This window comes from Sphingobacterium sp. 2149, assembly GCF_031455655.1.
GTDB lineage: Bacteria > Bacteroidota > Bacteroidia > Sphingobacteriales > Sphingobacteriaceae > Sphingobacterium.
In genome coordinates this window covers 14,344-34,472 of sequence record NZ_JAVDTD010000021.1, presented here as the reverse complement: position 1 = coordinate 34,472, position 20,129 = coordinate 14,344, and the positions used below count along the sequence as shown (strand labels likewise).

General features: G+C 37.0%; 15 protein-coding genes. 9 read left to right on the top strand and 6 right to left on the bottom strand.

What is annotated here, in order from left to right:
- Positions 1 to 274 precede the first annotated feature (274 nt).
- The 4 genes from J2X77_RS23045 to J2X77_RS23030 are packed head-to-tail and all read left to right on the top strand — an operon-like array spanning position 275 to position 7,091.
- Positions 275 to 2,986: a TonB-dependent receptor plug domain-containing protein gene (locus tag J2X77_RS23045; RefSeq protein ID WP_209582016.1), complete on the top strand. Its 2,712-nt coding sequence runs from the start codon at positions 275 to 277 to the stop codon at positions 2,984 to 2,986.
- A gap of 15 nt (positions 2,987 to 3,001) precedes the next feature.
- Entirely contained in the window at positions 3,002 to 4,366 is a 1,365-nt protein-coding gene (locus J2X77_RS23040; RefSeq protein WP_209582014.1) for a DUF4876 domain-containing protein, read from the top strand.
- 7 nt (positions 4,367 to 4,373) lie between these two features.
- Entirely contained in the window at positions 4,374 to 5,924 is a 1,551-nt protein-coding gene (locus J2X77_RS23035) for a DUF6850 family outer membrane beta-barrel protein (RefSeq protein ID WP_209582012.1), read from the top strand.
- Positions 5,925 to 5,960: 36 nt separating this feature from the next.
- The gene (locus tag J2X77_RS23030) at positions 5,961 to 7,091 is read left to right on the top strand and encodes a cytochrome-c peroxidase (RefSeq protein WP_209582009.1); all 1,131 of its coding nucleotides are present in this window, start codon (positions 5,961 to 5,963) and stop codon (positions 7,089 to 7,091) included.
- A gap of 155 nt (positions 7,092 to 7,246) precedes the next feature.
- On the opposite strand, the gene J2X77_RS23025 is transcribed toward J2X77_RS23030, so the two are convergent.
- Positions 7,247 to 8,515: a metallophosphoesterase gene (locus J2X77_RS23025; RefSeq protein ID WP_209582006.1), complete on the bottom strand. Its 1,269-nt coding sequence runs from the start codon at positions 8,513 to 8,515 to the stop codon at positions 7,247 to 7,249.
- A 287-nt stretch (positions 8,516 to 8,802) separates the two neighbouring features.
- On the opposite strand from J2X77_RS23025, the gene J2X77_RS23020 reads away from it, so the two are divergent.
- Positions 8,803 to 9,297 carry a CinA family protein gene (locus tag J2X77_RS23020; RefSeq protein WP_209582003.1) on the top strand — a complete coding sequence of 165 codons (495 nt, stop codon included), beginning with the start codon at positions 8,803 to 8,805 and terminating at the stop codon, positions 9,295 to 9,297.
- 32 nt (positions 9,298 to 9,329) lie between these two features.
- On the opposite strand, the gene J2X77_RS23015 is transcribed toward J2X77_RS23020, so the two are convergent.
- Positions 9,330 to 10,511, bottom strand: coding sequence for a glycosyltransferase (locus tag J2X77_RS23015; RefSeq protein ID WP_209582001.1), 1,182 nt, complete (start codon positions 10,509 to 10,511; stop codon positions 9,330 to 9,332).
- Positions 10,512 to 11,077: 566 nt separating this feature from the next.
- On the opposite strand from J2X77_RS23015, the gene xth reads away from it, so the two are divergent.
- The 3 genes from xth (at position 11,078) to J2X77_RS23000 (ending at position 12,881) form a co-directional block, all read left to right on the top strand.
- Positions 11,078 to 11,863 carry an exodeoxyribonuclease III gene (gene xth, locus J2X77_RS23010; protein WP_209581987.1) on the top strand — a complete coding sequence of 262 codons (786 nt, stop codon included), beginning with the start codon at positions 11,078 to 11,080 and terminating at the stop codon, positions 11,861 to 11,863.
- Positions 11,856 to 12,323, top strand: coding sequence for an NUDIX domain-containing protein (locus tag J2X77_RS23005; RefSeq protein ID WP_209581984.1), 468 nt, complete (start codon positions 11,856 to 11,858; stop codon positions 12,321 to 12,323). The genes xth and J2X77_RS23005 overlap by 8 nt, the downstream gene beginning before the upstream one ends.
- Before the next feature lie 186 nt (positions 12,324 to 12,509).
- A complete protein-coding gene (locus J2X77_RS23000) occupies positions 12,510 to 12,881 on the top strand; it encodes a PleD family two-component system response regulator (RefSeq protein WP_209581982.1) in 372 nt (123 codons plus the stop codon).
- A gap of 109 nt (positions 12,882 to 12,990) precedes the next feature.
- Here the strand turns inward: J2X77_RS23000 and J2X77_RS22995 are convergent, their stop codons facing one another.
- The 4 genes from J2X77_RS22995 to J2X77_RS22980 form a co-directional block, all read right to left on the bottom strand.
- Complete coding sequence (locus tag J2X77_RS22995) at positions 12,991 to 13,461, bottom strand: hypothetical protein (protein ID WP_209581979.1); 471 nt, start codon at positions 13,459 to 13,461, stop codon at positions 12,991 to 12,993.
- A gap of 100 nt (positions 13,462 to 13,561) precedes the next feature.
- Positions 13,562 to 14,056: an RNA polymerase sigma factor gene (locus J2X77_RS22990; protein ID WP_209581976.1), complete on the bottom strand. Its 495-nt coding sequence runs from the start codon at positions 14,054 to 14,056 to the stop codon at positions 13,562 to 13,564.
- A 697-nt stretch (positions 14,057 to 14,753) separates the two neighbouring features.
- Positions 14,754 to 15,239 carry an adenylyltransferase/cytidyltransferase family protein gene (locus J2X77_RS22985; protein ID WP_209581973.1) on the bottom strand — a complete coding sequence of 162 codons (486 nt, stop codon included), beginning with the start codon at positions 15,237 to 15,239 and terminating at the stop codon, positions 14,754 to 14,756.
- 15 nt (positions 15,240 to 15,254) lie between these two features.
- Complete coding sequence (locus J2X77_RS22980) at positions 15,255 to 15,737, bottom strand: adenylyltransferase/cytidyltransferase family protein (RefSeq protein WP_209581970.1); 483 nt, start codon at positions 15,735 to 15,737, stop codon at positions 15,255 to 15,257.
- A gap of 189 nt (positions 15,738 to 15,926) precedes the next feature.
- On the opposite strand from J2X77_RS22980, the gene treY reads away from it, so the two are divergent.
- Positions 15,927 to 20,129, top strand: a complete 4,203-nt coding sequence (treY, locus tag J2X77_RS22975) for a malto-oligosyltrehalose synthase (protein WP_209581967.1) — start codon at positions 15,927 to 15,929, stop codon at positions 20,127 to 20,129.

Sequence of the window (20,129 nt, the reverse complement as noted above, 5' to 3'; positions counted from 1 at the left end):
TGATCAGCTGACAGTTTTGTTTGAAATAAAATAGTACCCTCAATAGCTGCTTTTATCAAAAAAGACTATACTTTTTCTACCATTCTTTTTTATTGATACTGAATTTTTAGGCTCCTTCTTATGCCTCTTTTTGATTCCAGTATACTTGTTTATGCATTATTTATTTAGAATTATTAAAAATAAATTGACTTTATGAATTAAATTACGTTAAATTTGCATTTGTTTAGAACGATTTTAAATAGTGTGCGTCTATTTTGCGTTTTTATTCATACTTATGAAAAACACATTTTTAACATTAATTTTTGCTTCCCACAGTATTATTCTTTGTGCTCAGCAAACCAAGCTAAAAGGGATAGTTAAGGATCAGTGGGCTAAACCTTTGAATGGCGCCACTGTTTTTGTCGGTGCTTTTGATCTGGATGGTATCACAAATGCTAAGGGAGAGTTTAGTTTGATTCTTCCCGTTAAAAATTATGGTGACAGCCTTTTATTATCAATAAGTTATGTTGGAAAGAAAAGTGCAGAACGTTGGATTGATAGCCGAAAAACGAATGAAAATTTAAGTTTTGTATTGAAGGATAACAGCCTGACACTGGAGGAAATAAATGTTAATCAGGAATTTAGACAGAATAAGAATTCCGTTTCATCGATCGTTTTTAACGAAGAGGCGATCGAAAGGGTACAAGCATTTAGTTTGATGGATGTACTAAATACATTGCCTGGCAAGCAAATGACAGCGCCAAATATCAATGCTCCCCAAACGTTGAACCTTAGAAATACATTAGATGGCAGCAATACGCTTAATAATTCGCTGGGAATACCGATCATAATCGACGGAGTACGCCTTTCCAATGACGCTAATATGCAATCAAGACCTGTAGGTCAGCGTGGAATGGAGGGGTCTGTACTTTCTGCTGTTACGAGTGGAAATGCTGCCGATGTACCGTTTAGAGGAGTGGATTTAAGGGAGATACCTGTAGAATCTATTGAAAAAATAGAGGTTATTCAGGGAGTAGCTTCTGCAGAGTACGGCGAATTGACCGATGGCGCTATTCTAATCGAAAGAAAAGCAGGAAACTCGCCATTACATTTTACAACGAATATAAATGACGGTTCCCGAAATTATTCACTTAATAAAGGGTTTAGTCTCCCTAAGAACTGGGGCGGGATAACAACAGATCTAAACTATGCTATTTCAAATTCGAATCCACAGGATAAGGTACAGGAATACAAACGGTACGGCACTTCACTGCGCTGGAACACGGCGGCATCACGAAAACTTCGCAATAAGTTAAGTTTAGATTTTAACATGCGAATTGATGATGCAAAACAGGATCCGGACGATAATTCCAAAAGAAAATATTACTCGAAAGAAATTGGTGTACGTTTTTCGAACACTACACAGTTAAATTATAATACACGATTTTTTGACGAGATCAGCCTCATGTTTTCTTATTCTATCAGCAAGCAAGAGAGCTTTGCACAATGGTTGTTAAATAGCGGTAACAAACCCTATACAGCTAAGGATACGACAGGTATATATGAAGGGATAATTCTTAACTCACAGTATCTGGCAGAAGAGGAGATTATAGGGAAGCCCATTACAGCAAGTACTAGCTTAAAATTCACGAAAAGGTTTCAGATAGGTAAAACTGTTCACAGTCTCCTCTATGGATTTAATGGTTCGTATGCAAATAATGGGGGGAGGGGTATTATTTCTGATCCAGATAGACCTCGATTTGTTAATTTTAATAATCAAAATATTAGACCTTATTCTTTTGAGCTTAATCCTGCTTTAATCAATACAGGGTTTTACGTGACAGACAACTTTCACTATAAACTGTTGGGTAAAAACATGAACAGCAATTTTGGTGTTCGTTTTGATAATCAAAATGGAAGCACCAGCTTTCAGCCACGTTTAAATACAAGAATTGTTTTAGATAAGAGATGGGCTTTAAGTGCGGCCTTTGGAGTTGCAACGAAATCTCCAACGCTAGCACACCGTTATCCATCACCTTCCTGGATAGATATTCCATTGATTATCGCGCAGAACACCCAAAGTTCCTTATATTTAGTATATACAGAGAAATTCATTACGAAGAATGAAAACTTAAAGTCAAGTAAATCGGAAAGTGCTGAGTTTAATATAGAATTTAAAAATTCTTGGATAACATCCCGTATCAATTTTTATTATAAAAATAACAAAAATGGTTTTAATTCTGTCAAGGTCTACAAACCGTTTCACTTGCCTGTATTTGATTACCATTATGATGAAGGTTTAAACCAGATTGTCTACCAAGAAACAGGAAAATATATAGATTACTACGATAAAGGCTATAATCGGATAGAAAATATTAAGAACTCTTCTACCTACGGTTTTGATTGGTCTCTGGCCTTTAGGGAGATTAAATCTATTCGTACAAGTTTCTCTACAAGTACTTCCTATATTCTATCTAATCAGGATGACAAGGTTTTGGATATAATGGATTTATCTTCTCCTGTTCAGATCAATGGACAGCCAGTTTCTTACCTGTTATATCAACCTCGCAACCAAGGGAGACATGATGTACTGACGAGTAAGTTAAATACCACCACGCACATTCCTTCTATAGGATTTGTCATCATGACAAATACGGATATTTTCTGGAAGAATCGCTATCAGCGAAACTATAATGACAATTATCGAAAACCAGTGGGTTATCTGGATGCCAACATGCGACAAGTGCTAATTAATGACGATTTAGCGTCATCTCTTCCCATGAAAGATCTAACATTCTCGGACAGCAAGCAACGTATTATTTATATGAATTTCTCCGTGTCGGTCGCCAAAGAAATCAGTAAAAGGATCCGTATCGCTGTAACAGCTTATAATACTTTTAACATGCAGCCCATTAGTTCCTATTGGAATCCCAATACACAGCAAGAAGAAGTCGTCAGCTATAATAGTCCTTTAAGTATTACGGGCGGAATATCAATTAAACTTTAACAAATACCATATACTATGAAACAGAATTATATTCTACTATTTTTCTCCTTAATACTGGCCTTATTTGGAGGCTGTAAAAAGGATATTGACGAAGTGCAACCTATCAACGTTAATGTGCAGTTATCGGTCAATCCCGAGGAAGTTTGGTTTGAGGTGCCATATGACAAGGCTGAAATTACATTGATAAATAAAGGCAATAGCAGTTCTTACAAACTTCAAGCAGATACAAAAGGTAAAATTTCATTGCGTAATATTGCTCCGGGCAATTATAGTATCAATGTTTCGCTGGCTATCTCAGCTGAAGAATACACCAGATTGACGGGGGTAAACCGTTCATCTGTTTTTTACCTAAACTATGCTTTAGCTGATAAGGCGTTGTTTGCCGATGAAGACTTTAATATTGGCTTAGTGACTAGTGAACCTGTTGGCGGTTTTGTTATTAAACAGATCTATTATGCCGGATCGGATACCAAGGAAGGGGCTCTTAACCGAGATAATTTTATTGAAATTTATAATAATTCAGACGAAACTTTGTACGCTGATAGCCTAATGGTGGTATTAGCTTACGGAAAACCGAATAATAAAACTGACGAATATTCTTTAAGTAATAATCAGTACGATTGGAGCAAATCTATCAATATGGCAGTATCCGATAATGCGAACGAAGATTATGTTTACGCAAAAGGAATATTTATGATTCCAAGTGATGGGACGGGCAAAAAATATCCTGTTGAATCAGGAAAAAGTATTATCATCGCTGGTTCGGCGCTAAATTACGCTGGTTCTTATACGGACAACAATGGCAATATAATCGGTGCTCAAAAGCCTGAACTTACGGTAGACCTAAGTAATGCCGATTTTGAAGCCTGGTTATATCCCTATGAACAAAAAATTCAGCCTGGACGAACGATCTTTGCCAATGACGTAGACAATCCATCCGTTACAAACGTAGAAGTTTTTCTAGCCCTAAGTATGCGTGATATGTACTTTCCACCACAGGCCAGAGAATCTTTTGTATTGATGAAAGCTGATGGAAACTTTGATTTAAATAATATTCCTTCATTTGCGATCCCAACTATACAAGCTGTTACAACCAGTACTGTGCGTTACGCCCAAATGCCGGCAAGGTTTATTTTGGATGCTGTTGAGATTCAGGAACCGGTTGTCGCTGAGCAAATCCCACGTCGTTTACCGCAAAGATTTGACGCAGGGGCAATATCTGTGCCTGGAGGAGCTTACTCGAGCCAATCTATCGTGCGCAAGACTGAAAAGAAAATAGGTAATAGACGTATTTTAAAAGATACGAATAATTCATCAAATGATTTTGGTGTGTTGCAACGCGCAAATCCAACTAAAACGGATGCATCATTTATAGATTAGAATCCATATGCGTTCAATTTTATTTATCATAGTTTTGATTTCCCTTTCTGCTTTGAGTTATGCTCAAAGCAGAAAGGATTCTATTTATAGTTATACCATCGAACATCACTTGGTTGAAAGAAACCTACTGAGGCCAGCTTTTCTCCAAAGAGATTCATTGATGTCTTATGGGGATATTCGAGTTATTTATCAAATGGATAGGGGTGGGTTTCGAAAGGCTCAACAGGCTTACAAAGGTGTTGCTACAAGTTTACAGGCCAACGGGTTTAATCGTTTGGGAAAATTTTTATTGGGTGCTAAATTTACTTTTAACACCATACAAGAAGACAGTTTAGCCAATAGCCTCCGTTCGGGTCTTGAAGATTTAAGCCCTTATTATCCTTATGCGAATAAAAGTGGTGATTATCAACGTCAGAACTACCAGCTTAATGCTTCATTGGCATACGAATTAACGCATTCGATACAACCATTTTTTCAAATAGATTATCATCGGCATTGGAGTGCAGGCACGGTAGATCCACGTTTGAAGTCGAACAGATTTACATTTAAAGCAAAACCTGGTATTACCCTGAATTTTTCGAAAAGTACATTAGGGGTATACGGGATAATCGGACATGCAGACGAAAACGTTTCTTTGCTATACAAAAACGCGGATTTTCAATCTTCAAATCTATACCCAGATCGAATATATTATATGAATTATGGTTATGGAACGGTACGTCAAAAAGATAGTACGCGAAATAATATTAAATATGATAAATATAAGGGATTAGGCTTTCAGTATCTTAGCAATTTCTATGGATGGCATACAAAGGCGGAATTTGAATACCAGCAATATCACAATACAAATCAAAAATATAGTAAGAAATCTGTTCTTTATAGCACTCCATTGGCTATTTATGATCAAAATACAATTAGCTTTTTTGCAGATGCCGTCAAATATAATGGCGATCGGGGACAGCAATTGTTTATTTTGGAAGGAGAATATAATAAAGGTGCTGATGGCAACAAATTGACTACGGGTAGCCTAAATAAAGTCAATTATAAAGTTAGTACACTTTCCCTTACAGGACAATATTTTAAGCTTTGGGATAGGCATTGTGAGGTTGCCAAGGAATTGGGGTTTCTTGTTGCCTACTATGCTGAAAATAGAAAAGATCTCTTGCAGGCGGTTGATTTTGAAGTGGGCCAATTACGTTTTGAGCCCTCTTTAAGATTATATCTGCAGAAAGGCAGAACGAAACTTATACAATTTTTATTTGCACCCTATGCAGCTATTCCGACAGAAATTACATTGGATTATAATCCTTTATCCATAAGTACCTTTGTTCAGAATGTTGTTTTTGGGGATTATTACTATTATAAAACCAGATACTTAGGTGCCAAACTTGGTTTTGAATACAAGGACCACATTTGGGGAAACAACCTTGCCTTTTATGGAAAGTTAGATCTCCGAAATTCTTTGGGTACTGTTGAATTAAAAGATAATATAGAATCTAAATTTCTTGCAAAGGGAAGTAGAATGAATATGGAAATCGGAATTCGGCTTTCTTTATAAATTATTTTTGATAATAGTCGTAATAAAAAACTGATAATGAAAAAACATGTTGCAGTAGTGGTCGGTCTTCTCGGTTTTGTAGGCTTGCTTTCTATGAAAGACCGACAGCAAGCCTTTGATGATGAGATACAGCTATATTATAGACGACCGGTGGACGAATGGCCAAAACCAACAATCGATGCCGGGGCTCATTGGAATGAATTCAAGTCTTTACCGAAGATCGATACCAGCTATTTTTCTTTAATGGAAAAGCCCGATGTGAAACTGGGGAAATATCTTTTTTTTGACCCCATTCTATCGGGGAGCAATCAAATATCCTGTAGCAGCTGCCATAACCCGCAAACTTCCTGGGCTGACAAGCTTACCGTACCGATTGGTAATGATCATCTAGAAGGTACACGGAATACACCCTCTTTGCTTAATGTGTATGCACGCAAGGAATTGTTTTGGGACGGCCGTGCCGTTTCATTGGAAGAGCAAGCGTTGGGTCCTATTGAGGCACATCACGAAATGGACATGGAATTGACGAAGCTGATTCCCAAGTTAAAGGCTATTCCTGCATACAATAAGTTATTTATAGCGGCCTTTGGTGAAGTAGATTACTCCATGCCAGAGGTTCTAAAGGCACTCGCTGCCTTTCAGCGGACACTGACAAGCAGACGAAGCCGTTTTGACGAGTTTTTAGATGGCAATTATAAAGTGTTGTCTGATCAGGAAGTTCGCGGTCTTCATTTATTTCGTACCAAAGCGCGGTGTATGAATTGTCATAATGGTCAATTTTTTACCGATGATCTTTATCATAACATTGGTCTCACTTATTACAAACGGAAATATCAGGATCTAGGGCGATACGAGATTACAAAGGATCCTGCCGACGTAGGACGCTTCCGGACACCATCTCTGCGCGACGTGATGAATACCGATCCGTGGATGCACAACGGACTGTTTTGGAATATGACAGGGCTATTGAATATGTATAACAGTGGTATGCAGATGAATTCCGCTACTACCGAACAGAAAACAAAAGATCCACTTTATCCTTTAACCGATCCATTGATGCGGCCCCTTAATCTGACCAAAGACGAAATAAAAGATATTGAAGCATTTTTGCATGCAATAACAGCCACATCTTACCGGATGCGCCGCCCCGAAAAACTCCCGAGATAATTATTTATCAAACAGTGCTCAAGCTGAGGTTGGGTACTGTATGACATGATGGAGGTAATATTAGAATAATGTCGTGTGTAGAATCGTACTCTATCGGAGAAAGAATAACAAAGTTAATAAGGTAAAGGTTTATTGTGAGTTGAACGATGTCAACGTTAATTTTTACTTTTTAGATGAAATATCGTGACCTCTGGCAACATCCCTAATCGGCTCGGATAATCTAGATAGCCAAATCCAACATTTACATAGAGTGCCTGATGTTTTTCACGATATAAACCTGCCCATTCCTGGTAAGCATACTTCACTGGGCTCCATTGATATTTCGGGTTGGTATAACCAAATTGTCCTCCATGAGTATGGCCACTAAAAGTAACATCGATATTGGGGTATTTGGGTATGATTTCAGCCCGCCAATGTGAAGGATCGTGTGAAAGCATGAAGTTGACAGAAGATGATTTATCAACTTTAGACATCGCCAAATCGATGTCACCATAATTTTTAGGGTTATGTAACCCCCAGTTTTCCACGCCTATAATTGTAATTTTATCATTGTTCAGTACGAGCTCTTTCGATTCATTGAGAAGCAGTTGCCAGCCCAATTGACGGTGGATGCTTTTGAGCTCCGCGAAGTTCTGTTCTTTTGTCAATCGACTTTTATCGAAAAAATGATGTCTATTGAAATGATAGTCTCCATAATCATGATTACCGAGTATAGAAAATGTGCCTAGAGGAGCGTTGAGCGTATTGAATATGTCCAAATAATGATCCATTTCGGACGCAAAATCATTAATTAAATCTCCAGTAAAGAAAATGATATCAGGATTTTCCCCCATCAGCAAGTCAATGCCGCTTTTCACTTTATCCCGATTATAAAGACTTCCTGCGTGTATATCAGAAATCTGAGCGATGGTCATTCCTTCGAAAGATTTCGGTAAATTTGGTAAAATTAAATTGATATGTTTAATCTGATAATCATATAAATTTAAAGCAAATCCACGTGTAAGCGCAGCAATAGGAACGCTAGCCAGAACAAGACCACTTTTGATTATAAAATCAGATCTTGTTAAGGACAGTATATTTCCCTCTTGATGGGATAAGGGTTTAGGCCTTATAAGGAGATTCTTGAACACAGTAGAAGCACGCAACATCGCATCAATTCCAATAAAGAAGAGAAATATAATTTTCGCAAACAGTAACGTGATAGGAAAAAATACCAAACATGCTGCTTCAAAACTATTCCATTTAAAAAATAAATTGAGAAATATTGATAAATAGGACAGCAAACTTAAAGACCACCAAACTAGTTTAGCAAACAGTACATTTGATTTCCAGATCGATAATATCCTTATTATCAAGAAAATCAAAACATCTACAAACAGAAAGAGTGCAAGAATGTTTAGGTAGGTGTAAAACTGTTGGATCATATTTAGAAGGTCAAAATATTATTGGAAAAATAATTAAATCTATTTATTAAAAACGATATTCCCTTAGCTACTGTTTGGTTTCAAAGGAGATTTGAACGTTTTAGTGAACTAAATTTAGGGAAAAGTTCTGACTGTTCTTGCCAAATACCCTAGTTTGGACAGTAAAATAAGACAAATCGCGACAGCATATCTACAAATTAGCGTATGCAAGCTGAATGATTAAAATCGATTATAAAGTTTAAAATAAAGTTTGCTAATAAGCAGTATCTATTACTTATTTCTATTATATGACGCAAATAGATTTTCCAGAAATACTATTAAAAGAGGTCAGGCACAGTCTACGTAATGCTAAAGCCCGTGTTGCTATTGCCGAAAGTGTGACCGCAGGATTTTTGCAGTTAGCTTGCTCGCAGATGGAAGGAGCAACGGAGGTTTTCGCTGGCGGCATCACAGCCTATTCAATTGATGCAAAGATTAACATACTTGATGTCGATGCAGAACTAGCGGAAAGATGTGACTGTGTATCGTCAATTACAACAGAAGAAATGGCAATCGCCGTAGGCAGAATGTTTCATACAGATTGGTCGGTTGCCACAACCGGATATGCAACAGTAGTTCCTGAATCAAAGGGGAAATTGTTCGCATTTGTCTCATTCGCATATAAACAGGAGATTCTAATGACAGAAACAATAGAGCTAAGTTCAAATATAGGGATGCAGGAGGCTCAGTTTAGCTATACGATTAAAGCGTTAGAAATTCTAAATACACTTTTAAAGAATTAAAGGTTCCCAGCAATTGCTGGGAACCTTTAATTCTATGCTTCTCTTTTCAAGTCAAAAGAGACATATTTTTCATAATCAACTAATGATCTTACTGGAGTAGCTAAACCTTGAAGGAGATCAATATACATTTTTGCTACTTTCTTCCATACTGTCTGCTCACCGTAACTACGCGCTTTAAAACGATGCCAAGCTAATAGACGTTTTGATGAGTACAATAAATTAATGTTAGCACGCATTGCTTGTATATCGTTAAAAGGCGTTAATATGCCGCGTTCATCTTTTAATAAATCGCTAGCGTGCCAATACGGCGTGGAAATAACAGCAGCACCTGCTCCCACAGCGAATGACAGCGTTCCACTACTGATTTGCTGCTCGTGAGGATAGGGGGATAGATATATATCACATGCGGTGAGGTACTCTTTCAATTCTTCATCTGTTAGAAATTTATCAATAAAAACAACTTTATCTTCCAAATTCAATTGACTGACTAAATTTTGTAATTCAAAACGATAGGATTCCCCCTCATGAACCAAAACGTTAGGATGAGTTTTTCCGATGATCAAATATTTGAATCCAGGCAGATCAGTGCTCGCTAAAGATCTTATAGCATACTCCAATCCTTTACTCCTTCCAATCAGGCCAAAGGTCATCATTACAAAATTTTCTTGGAGACCTAATTTATACTTTGCCAAACCTTGGTTGTAATCAAACTGAGGAACACCATGGGGTATAAATTTAATTTTGTCCGCATGCGCTGGATCAAATTGTTCTTTCAATAATTCGACTCCTTTCGGTGAAAGACTAACAACAGCCTGGGATTTCTCCAACAGTAATTCCATAATTTCTTTTTGCTGCAACGACGGTGTTTGCAAAATAGTATGAAATATTGTTAATAAAGGTATCGTAACGTTGTTGGCAATTTGTGTAATGAAAATACCATCAACACCACCAAATATTCCAAATTCATGCTGAATAACACAATAGTCGTATTCCTCATTGATAAGGCGCGCCGCTTGATGATAACTGTCAAGTCGATCTTTATGGATAACGAAGCGAACAGATTCGTCAAAATCCTCTACTCCATGTTTTGATAATGCGATTAGATCAATATGGACGCTAGCATCTAACTCCATACCCTGTTTCAGGTCTTTGGTGAAGGTCGCTAACCCACATTCTTGTGGTGGGCATGTACTTATAATTGCTATTTTTTTCATATAACTTAACCCTCCTTAACTGTATTTTGTACCTCTTCAACTGGAAGATCGAGAATGGCCATTAGCAACAAATAATATCCCTTTTCCAATCCTATTTTTTTTGCTTTTTTATCAATATTTTCCATATCAGTACGCTATTTTGAGTGTAATTCTTTTGATAAAGATGAATCAAAATTTATACCCAAAGACAATGTGTAAAGGCATATCCGTACTTTTTTAATGGAAATAGCGTAGCAATGTTATGCGCCTACCGTAAATTTCAGTTTAACTACGTATTTATAGCGCAGTAAACCTTGGATTCTTATCAGAACCGATCTTTTGTGACAGTATAAACACGAAGCGCATTTAGCGTCCAACGATTTGCATACAATTATTGGAATTAATCTGAAGATTTGATTTAGTAATAAAACGTGTTTTGTCGGCGTAGCCTGCAAGTATTGACGTCAATAACTCATATCGGTAAATCAGATAGGATTGAATGTAGATGTTATAATACGATAATATTATAAATTTCCAAACAATTGTGACCTTTGGCTCGTTGTGTTTTAACTTAACATATTCATTTTATGAAGATAGCAACTTATAATATAAATGGTATCAACGCGCGGCTTCCAGTCCTTTTACGATGGTTGGAAGAAGAGTCGCCAGATGTAGTTTGCCTTCAGGAGCTTAAATCCCCTCAAGAACGTTTTCCGTTGAAAGAAATAAGTGATCTCGGCTATCACGCCATTTGGCATGGCCAGAAAAGTTGGAACGGAGTTGCGGTGCTTTCGAAATATGAGATTGAAGAGATCACAAGAGTCCTGCCCGGAGATCCTGAGGATAACCAAAGCCGATATTTGGAGGTCATAATCCAAAACGTCGTAATATGTTGTATTTATCTACCTAATGGCAACCCTTTTCCAGGGGTCAAATATGATTATAAATTAGATTGGATCGAACGGTTGGCCAAACGATCTAAAACACTTCTTCGGATGAATGCATCGGCTATTCTGATCGGGGATTTCAATATTATTCCAGAAGACATAGACACTTATAAACCAGAAAAATATATCAATGATGCACTCTTTACAAAAGAGGTTAAGGAAGCTTTTAGTCTTTTGCTAAAAGATGGATGGCAAGATTCTATACGTACACTTTTCCCGGATAAGGAAGTTTATACATTTTGGGATTATTTTCGTCAGGCTTATGCTCGAAATGCAGGGTTGCGTATAGATCACATCCTATTGAGTCCGTCGATCCAGGCTCGGTTAATGGAAGGTGGTATAGATAGGGACGTTCGTGGATGGGAGAAAAGCAGCGATCATGCCCCTACATGGATTAGATTAAGTAACAATAACACGAATGGCTAGAAAACTCAATTGTAGTGCGGGATTATTAATGTATAAAATTCAGGAACAACAAATTTATTTTTTCTTAGTACATCCTGGAGGACCATATTTTGCCAAGAAAGATGAAGGGTGTTGGACCATTCCGAAAGGAGAGATCGGTATGGACGAAGATGCTCTCGCAGCTGCTAAAAGGGAGTTTATGGAGGAAACAGGGTATCTACCTAATGGAAATTTTATGGAATTGTCTGCTATTCAACAGAAAGGAGGGAAAAAAGTATTATGTTGGGCAATTGAGGGAGATATGGATCCGTATAAACTCATCAGTAATACCTTTGCATTGGAATGGCCTCCTAGATCAGGAAAGATACAACTTTATCCTGAAGTTGATCGGGGCGCCTGGTTTACATTTACAGAGGCCATAAAGAAGATAAATGAACGCCAAATCTATTTTTTAGAGCAAGTTATTGCTAATGGATCTTAATTCCGTATGCAAAGTATTATAATATGCGGGAGATTATTAAACGAATTTATAAGAATTTCGCGTTATAACATATTTATCAACTATATTTGAAAAATAGCACTCATAGAAGACGGGCAGGTCACAAAGGAAACACAATGGGATAATGAATGAGAAAATAATGTTCAAAATTAGCGAGTAAAATTAAATATGGAAAACAAAACGGTTTTCATTTGTGATGATGATAGTACAATAGTTGACATGTTACAAATGCTATTGGAAATGTCGGGTTACGACACAATTATTGAGACAAACAGTCTTAACGCCTTAGGAGTGATCAGGGAAAAGCAACCCGATGTCATTTTATTAGACATATGGATGCCGATGCTCTCCGGAGATGAATTGATAAGAAAAATTAGAGAAGATAAAGAACTAAAAGAACTGTTTATAATATGCATATCCGCCAGTAAGGATGGAAAAGATGTGGCATTTCGCGCAGGAGCTAATCGTTTTATAGCAAAGCCTTTTGACATCAATGACCTGCTAGAAGCAGTCGAAAGTTCATCCAACCTGGATAGATAATTGCCTAATTTATACGTAATGGTATCAACAAAAAAGGATGTCCTGCTATTGAAACCAATCTGCAAGACATCCACGTTATGACAATTATTGTAGTTATTTTTCCTTCGTACTAAAGAGCAGCTTTTACTGCGGCAATACAGTCGGATTGATATTTCATGATGTTATCTTTATCAGAAGCTGATATTTTACCGTCTGCAACATTTTTCTCAATTTCATTTTTGATATCTAACAAAGATTTTTCTTTATCCAATGCTTTATCAGCAGTTTCTGCATTGATACGTTCTACCCAAGTTTTTCCAAGCTTTGTATAGAGCTCTTTGGCTTTATCATTGGATAGAACAGGCGCAGCAACTGAAGCTATAGCAGCGTTCGCGGCTGCTTTATCCGAATAAACAACTGCTTCGGCATCTTTTGTCGCAGCGTCTTCTGAAGTTTTCATCGCCTCTTCGTTGGCATCTGCCGCTTTTTCTTCCGCATGTTCCATATTTTCAGCTGCCTTTTCCTGTGGCGTCTGGTTATTACATGATGCTAGCAATGTTAAAGCCGCTAGGGAAGCAAATAGTGTTTTGTTTGAAATCATAATATTTATTTATTTAGTGATGTTTTTTAAATAACAAGACTTATATGTAAATAGTTTTTATTTTTATAGTTTAATGAAGTTTTTAATTAACGATAGTCGATTAATGATATACCGATAGTTGTTTTTTCATCGTTTTACGAATAAAATGAATACGTGTTTTAATCGTTCCTTCAGGCATCTGCATATATTCCGCGATTTCATAATACTTAAATCCTTCCAAAAACATATTGAAAATTTCGTAATTTTCCTGAGAAAGTTGACTCAACGCTTTCTGTATATCATCTAGAATAAACTTAGTTGTGCTTGCATTCGTAGAAGTAGATTCATTCCTGGCAAGAGATGCATATTCATGATGATAGTTTTCAGTTCTTTTCGTTTTTCTATAATGATTAATATAGATATTTCGCATGATCACGTATAACCAAGAACCGACTTTTGGATTATGCATAAGCTTTTCAATTGATTTCAATGCATTAACCATAGTGTCCTGTATAAGATCATTCTTAATCTCAGGATCTGTGGTAAATTGGGAAGCGAAATTTTTGAGTAGGCCTCTTTTTTCAATAAAAAATGAATTTATTTCGATATGTTGCATATTGTTATTTAATAATCTTAATGAATACTGATGAAACAGTACAACAACAGTGCAGTTTTTTGCCAAAATTGCCTATTCAAAAGCTTTAGCAATATCTTCAAGTAAATATCACGGGAAATGTGATTTATACTTAAAATCACTTAGTTGTGCTGATTATGAGCTTTATAGATGGTTTAATCTGTTCTTCTGCTCATGACGCCTGGAATATAAAACCGTATAAAACTTTTTCTAAGTAGAGTTTTATCGCCAGACCTCTGTATTCACGTTATTTATACGCTGATAAGTTAGTAAAACAACGTAAGTGAATCATAGATTCTATCTATTTTAACAAGTAGAAATGGAAGGGGGCGTCCATAAATTAAATAAATTTTGAGGTGGTAGGTAAAGTGAATAGTATTTTATTGATATCGGTTCCTATTGTGCTGTGGAGCATTCACGACAAGAAGAAAAATGATTGTGTCAGGAAAATAGTACTATACAGGGAAATAACTATTCAATATCTTTTTTAAAAAGGCCAAAATAGAATAGCAGCAATTCGGCCTATTACCAATTGTGAATTGCTGCTAATAGATTCAAGTCATCCAACTTTACAGACGATTAGTGCAGAATTTCATATATACACCTATGTTGATTTTTTCAGATCGCTAACATAATGCTGTTAATTGGAACCCTGCGGAACATGTGTTTTAGTCGTCTTTCATGAGGAAGTTATCGAAGTGTTAGTAGTAGTATGACACTTTAGATTCGTATTAAAACTTTTTTCCGCCTTTTCTACTTCCTTTTTACTTACAATTTTTCGAAGTGATTGGCTTGAAAACCTATTTTTATTTTTGGTGTAGTAAATTTCAATTCCTTCTGAAACACAATAATCTCTACCTGAAAAATCTACAAGCTTATACTCTTCTCCTATAAAGTATTTGTGTACAGGAAGCGACTGAAGCATATCCGTAATATCGTCATCAGACTCAAACGGAATAATCTCATCAACAAATTGGCAACCTTCTAATTTGATAAACCTTTCAACCATCGTTTGTGCAGAATCATGAGTATCATTTTCTTGTACTTTTGAGTCTGTCTTAAGACCTACAATAAGATAATCACATTGACTCTTAGCTTCCTGAAGAGCCACAATATGGCCTACATGCAACATGTCGAATACCCCAAATATTATACCTATTATCATATGTTAATTGTTAATTTATGCATTTACCCGCTTCAAAGCGTAACTTGCTGCCTCATTTATGCTTACCACAGCACCTTTATTGTTTTTTTCTTTGGATGCAATTATTTTCCGTAAAGACGAACTCGAAAATCTATTTTCCCTTCTGTTGAAATATAGTTGTATTCCTTTCTCCTCGCAGTATTTCCTGCCAGTAAATGCTTTATCCATATATTCGTCTCCCAAAATACGAACATGTACCTTGAACGATCGCAATACATCTTCTAAGTCCTGTTCGGTAGCATAGGGTATAATCATATCAACATGCTTGCACGCTTTTAACTGCATATAACGTTCAAATACAGATTGTGTTGGCTTATTTTTTTCTGGGCGATCGAGAGTAGGATCTGTTTGTAATCCGCATATTAAAAAGTCGCATTGTTCTCTGGCATCTTCGAGCATCTTAACATGACCTGCGTGAAGCAAATCAAAAGCAGAAAACGTAATTCCTATTTTTTTCATGTGTATAATAATTTAAAACTGCAATTATTGAAGAAGTACATTAAGAACGCAGCTCAAGCAGATTCGTTTTAATTTTAAATTGTTTTTTTGCTTTATTGTTTTTTATAATTAATAATCTTTTTTTCTGGAGAATCCAATGAACTAAAATTGCGGAAAGATGTTCTGATCTAAAAAAGATATCAGCAAGCCATGCACACAACTAAAAAAGTATCTATTAATACGCCACATACCACATACAGAATTCAGTTTCATAAAGATTTCAACTTCTCGGACTTTAAAGGCGTAATTCCTTACCTCCGAGATTTGGGTATAGATACAGTATACGCATCCCCCATTTTCCAGTCAACCCCTGGGAGCATTCATGGATATGATGGTATAAATTTTAATCAGATAAATAGCGAGTTGGGTAAATTGGAAGATTTGAGATCGATCAAGGAGCTATTGAACAAATACCAAATTAAATGGTTACAAGATATCGTTCCTAACCATATGGCATTTCATCCGAAAAATGAATGGCTTATGGATCTTCTGGAATTTGGCCAGTCATCGCAATTTAGTGGTTTTTTCGATACCTGTTATAGTTCAGGTTTGTTTGATAAGGGAAGGTTAATGGTCCCTGTATTGACAGATAATTTGGACGAGGCGATTTCGAACAACGAAATCGCTGTCATTTTTTTGAATAATAGCCTTCGACTGTCTTATAAGGGAAACCAGTATCCAATTTCTCCTCAATCGTATTGTGTTATCCTGAAGGATTATTTACAGGCTACACAATCTAATTTTGAAGGACTTTTAACACAGATAAGTACTGTTCAAGCCAATGGAGATGGTGAAGAATGGAAACTATTGCGTGCTCAAATTTTTAATAAACTGACGAAAAGAAAGTTAAAGCACATTCTTGATCAATTTAATAGTAATTTGAATGATATTGATGTGTTGGTAAACGCTCAGCATTATGAACTTTGCCCTTGGTGGATCACAAACGAGAGAATAAATTTTAGACGTTTCTTTACAGTAAATGAACTGATTTGTTTAAACGTGCATGATGAGAATGTATTCAACGAATCTCATAAGTTAATAAAAACACTGGTTAAAGAAGGACTGATTGACGGATTGAGGATTGATCATATTGACGGACTTTACAATCCGACCGCGTATTTGTGTAATTTGAGGAAGTCTGTTGGCTCAACTACATATATAGTTGCTGAAAAAATATTGGAGCATGGGGAAGTGCTTCCCCATGAATGGCCAATACAGGGAACAACAGGATACGACTTCTTATCGATGTGCAATAATGTCTTCACATCCAAATCTGGAAAGAAAATTTTAGATAAATATTATACGAAATTAGTTGGCGAAAATTCATCTATTGCGGAACAACAATATTTAAAAAAGAGTACAATTCTCAATAAACACATGCAGGGCGAGCTTGCAAACCTCACGAAGCTACTGTCAAGCCTCCTACGTGTTAATAGCAAGGTTAAAAAAAGCCACCTAAAGGATATTTTACAATCATTTTTAGCATCGTTTCCTATATACCGCGTTTATGACGATCGCTTTCCACTGTCAGCATCAACTTATAAATTATTTTTATCAATTTTTGCAAAGTTAACTAAGATTCCTGAGCTCAACCAAACACTGATTAATCAGTTTAGGAATCTCTTCGAACAAGCGCAGGTGAATTATCAGCCGAAAACCCAAAGTGATCTGGTGGAATTTCTCATGCGTTGTATGCAGTTGACAGGTCCAGTCATGGCGAAGGGGGTGGAAGATACTTTAATGTTTACGTATAACCGCTTTATTGGCCATAATGAAGTGGGCGATCATCCAGCGAATTGGGGTGTGAGTAAAAATGAATTTCATAATATGATGCAAGAGCGCCAGATGAACTGGTCACTATCTATGAATGCAAGTTCGACTCACGATACCAAACGTGGTGAAGATGCGCGTAGTCGTCTATTGGTACTTACCGCCATGGCGCAAAAGTGGATTAAACAGCTTCAACTCTGGCACGATATGGTGCGGAACGAATACCCAAGAGATCTTCCGCATCCAAATGATGAATACTTCATTTATCAGTCGCTGGTCGCTTCTTTTCCCATGGAAAAAAATGATTCTAATATATCCTTAGCATTTGAAAAACGCTTTCTTGATTACTTGGTTAAATATCTCCGAGAGGGGAAGGAACGCTCTTGCTGGGAGAGCCCAAATGTGGACTATGAAGTTTCTGTTCAGGAGTTCGCCTCTTTTCTGCTCGATAGAGACCGTCCATTTTTTACCAGCTTTTATCAATTTCTTGAAGTGATCGCTGATTTTGGTGTCATAAATTCGCTTACTCAGCAAATTTTAAAATTTACTTGTCCTGGCGTACCTGACATCTATCAGGGTTCAGAACTTTGGAACCATAGTTTTGTCGATCCAGACAATCGAAGACCGATAGATTATCAGCGTAGGAAGGATCTTTTGTCTGCTATTGAAAATGGGGATAAAAAAGTGCGGATAAAAGATTTATGGAGATATAGGTTTGATGGGAAAATTAAATTATGGTTGGTAAGGGAATTGGTGAAACTGCGAAAGGAACACCGTGCTCTCGCATCCGATGGCAGTTACGTGCCGCTTAAAGTAACTGGCCGCTTTCGTAATAATATTTTAGCATTCGCGCGTAGATCGGGTGAGGAATGGATGGTTATAGTTGTTCCCTTACATCTCGCAGAAATCGGTAATATCTCAAAATTTGTTCCTGGTTCATTTGATTGGTCTGATACCAAAGTTCATCTTTCATCAAACCATTCCGTAGCCTGGAAGCATATCCTAACAGAAGCAGAAGGTGAAGGAATGGAGATTGCAGTCAATACGATTTTTAAGGATCTTCCAATGGCTATCATCAGCTACACGGATTTTCCACCTCAGCGGAGCTCAGGCATTTTGATGCATATTAGTTCAATTCCATCCCCTTTCGGGATAGGCGACTTGGGCTCGGAAGCTAGAAGATTTGTGAAGCAACTTTACCGCAGCGGGCAAAGCTGGTGGCAAGTTCTTCCATTGGGCCCTACAGATGCTACACAATTCCATTCGCCTTATAGTACGCTGAGTAGCAGGGCTGGAAATCCATTATTCATAGATCTGCGGGAGCTGATAAAATTAGGTCTGCTCCAAAAGAATGAAATAAAGCACTTAAAATGTAAAGCATCGACAACGATAAATTTTGCTGAAGTAGTGTTGGCAAAATACCAACTGTTGGAACAGGCCTATAGTCGTCTGCCAGCGCATGCAGCATTTGAATTTTCCGATTTTGTAGATCGCGAATCGAAGTGGTTAAATGATTATGCTCTTTTCAAGGTGTTAAAAAATAGAAATGGAAATAAACCATGGTATGAGTGGCCAAAGCATTATAAGAATCGAGAAAGTGCCGCGTTGAGCAATTTTGCTGCTGAATTTCGAGATGAATTACAACAAGAAAAGTGGTTCCAATTTCTATTTTTCAAACAGTGGGATGGCTTAAGAAAACATGCACGAGATTATGGCATTAGACTTATTGGCGATATTCCATTTTACGTAGCCTACGATTCCGCAGATGTGTGGGTCAATCCGCACTATTTTTCCTTAAAAGCAGATGGAGATATGGAATATGTTGCCGGAGTACCCCCAGACTACTTTAATGCAGATGGCCAATTATGGGGAATGCCAACTTTTAATTGGGAATCTCTTAAGCATGATGGATACCAATGGTGGATCGACCGGCTAGCGCACAACTGTTCGTTGTTCGATATTTTGCGACTGGATCATTTTAGAGCATTTTCTTCCTATTGGGAAGTACCTATTCAAGAGACCTCTGCCAAGAATGGAAAATGGTTGGAGGGCCCTGGTGAGGCTTTCTTTGAGCAAGTTAAGATCAATCTAGAATATATGCCCTTTATAGTGGAGGATCTCGGCGATGTCGATGCCGCAGTATATGATTTTCGAGATCGATTTAAATTTCCCGGTATGGCGGTATTACAATTTGCTTTTGGTGAGGATATGTCCCGATCACCTCACATTCCTCATCAGTATGTCAGAAATTCTGTTGCCTATACCGGTACACATGATAATAATACCACGTTATCTTGGTACAATCAGGACCTAAGTCTATTGAGCAAAATAAATTTAAGAAACTATTTTGGAAGAATAGTTGATAGTGAGAATGTCAATGAAGTGCTTATACGGTCAATTTACGCATCTGTCGCGGATAAGGTTATAGTGCCGATGCAAGATATTTTAAATCTTGATGGATCATGCCGTATGAATACGCCAGCCAGTACTGCTGGAAATTGGTTGTGGCGTATGCAGAAAAGAGCATTTACATCAAAAATTCAACATAAATTATTTAATTACACGAAAATATATAACCGTTAA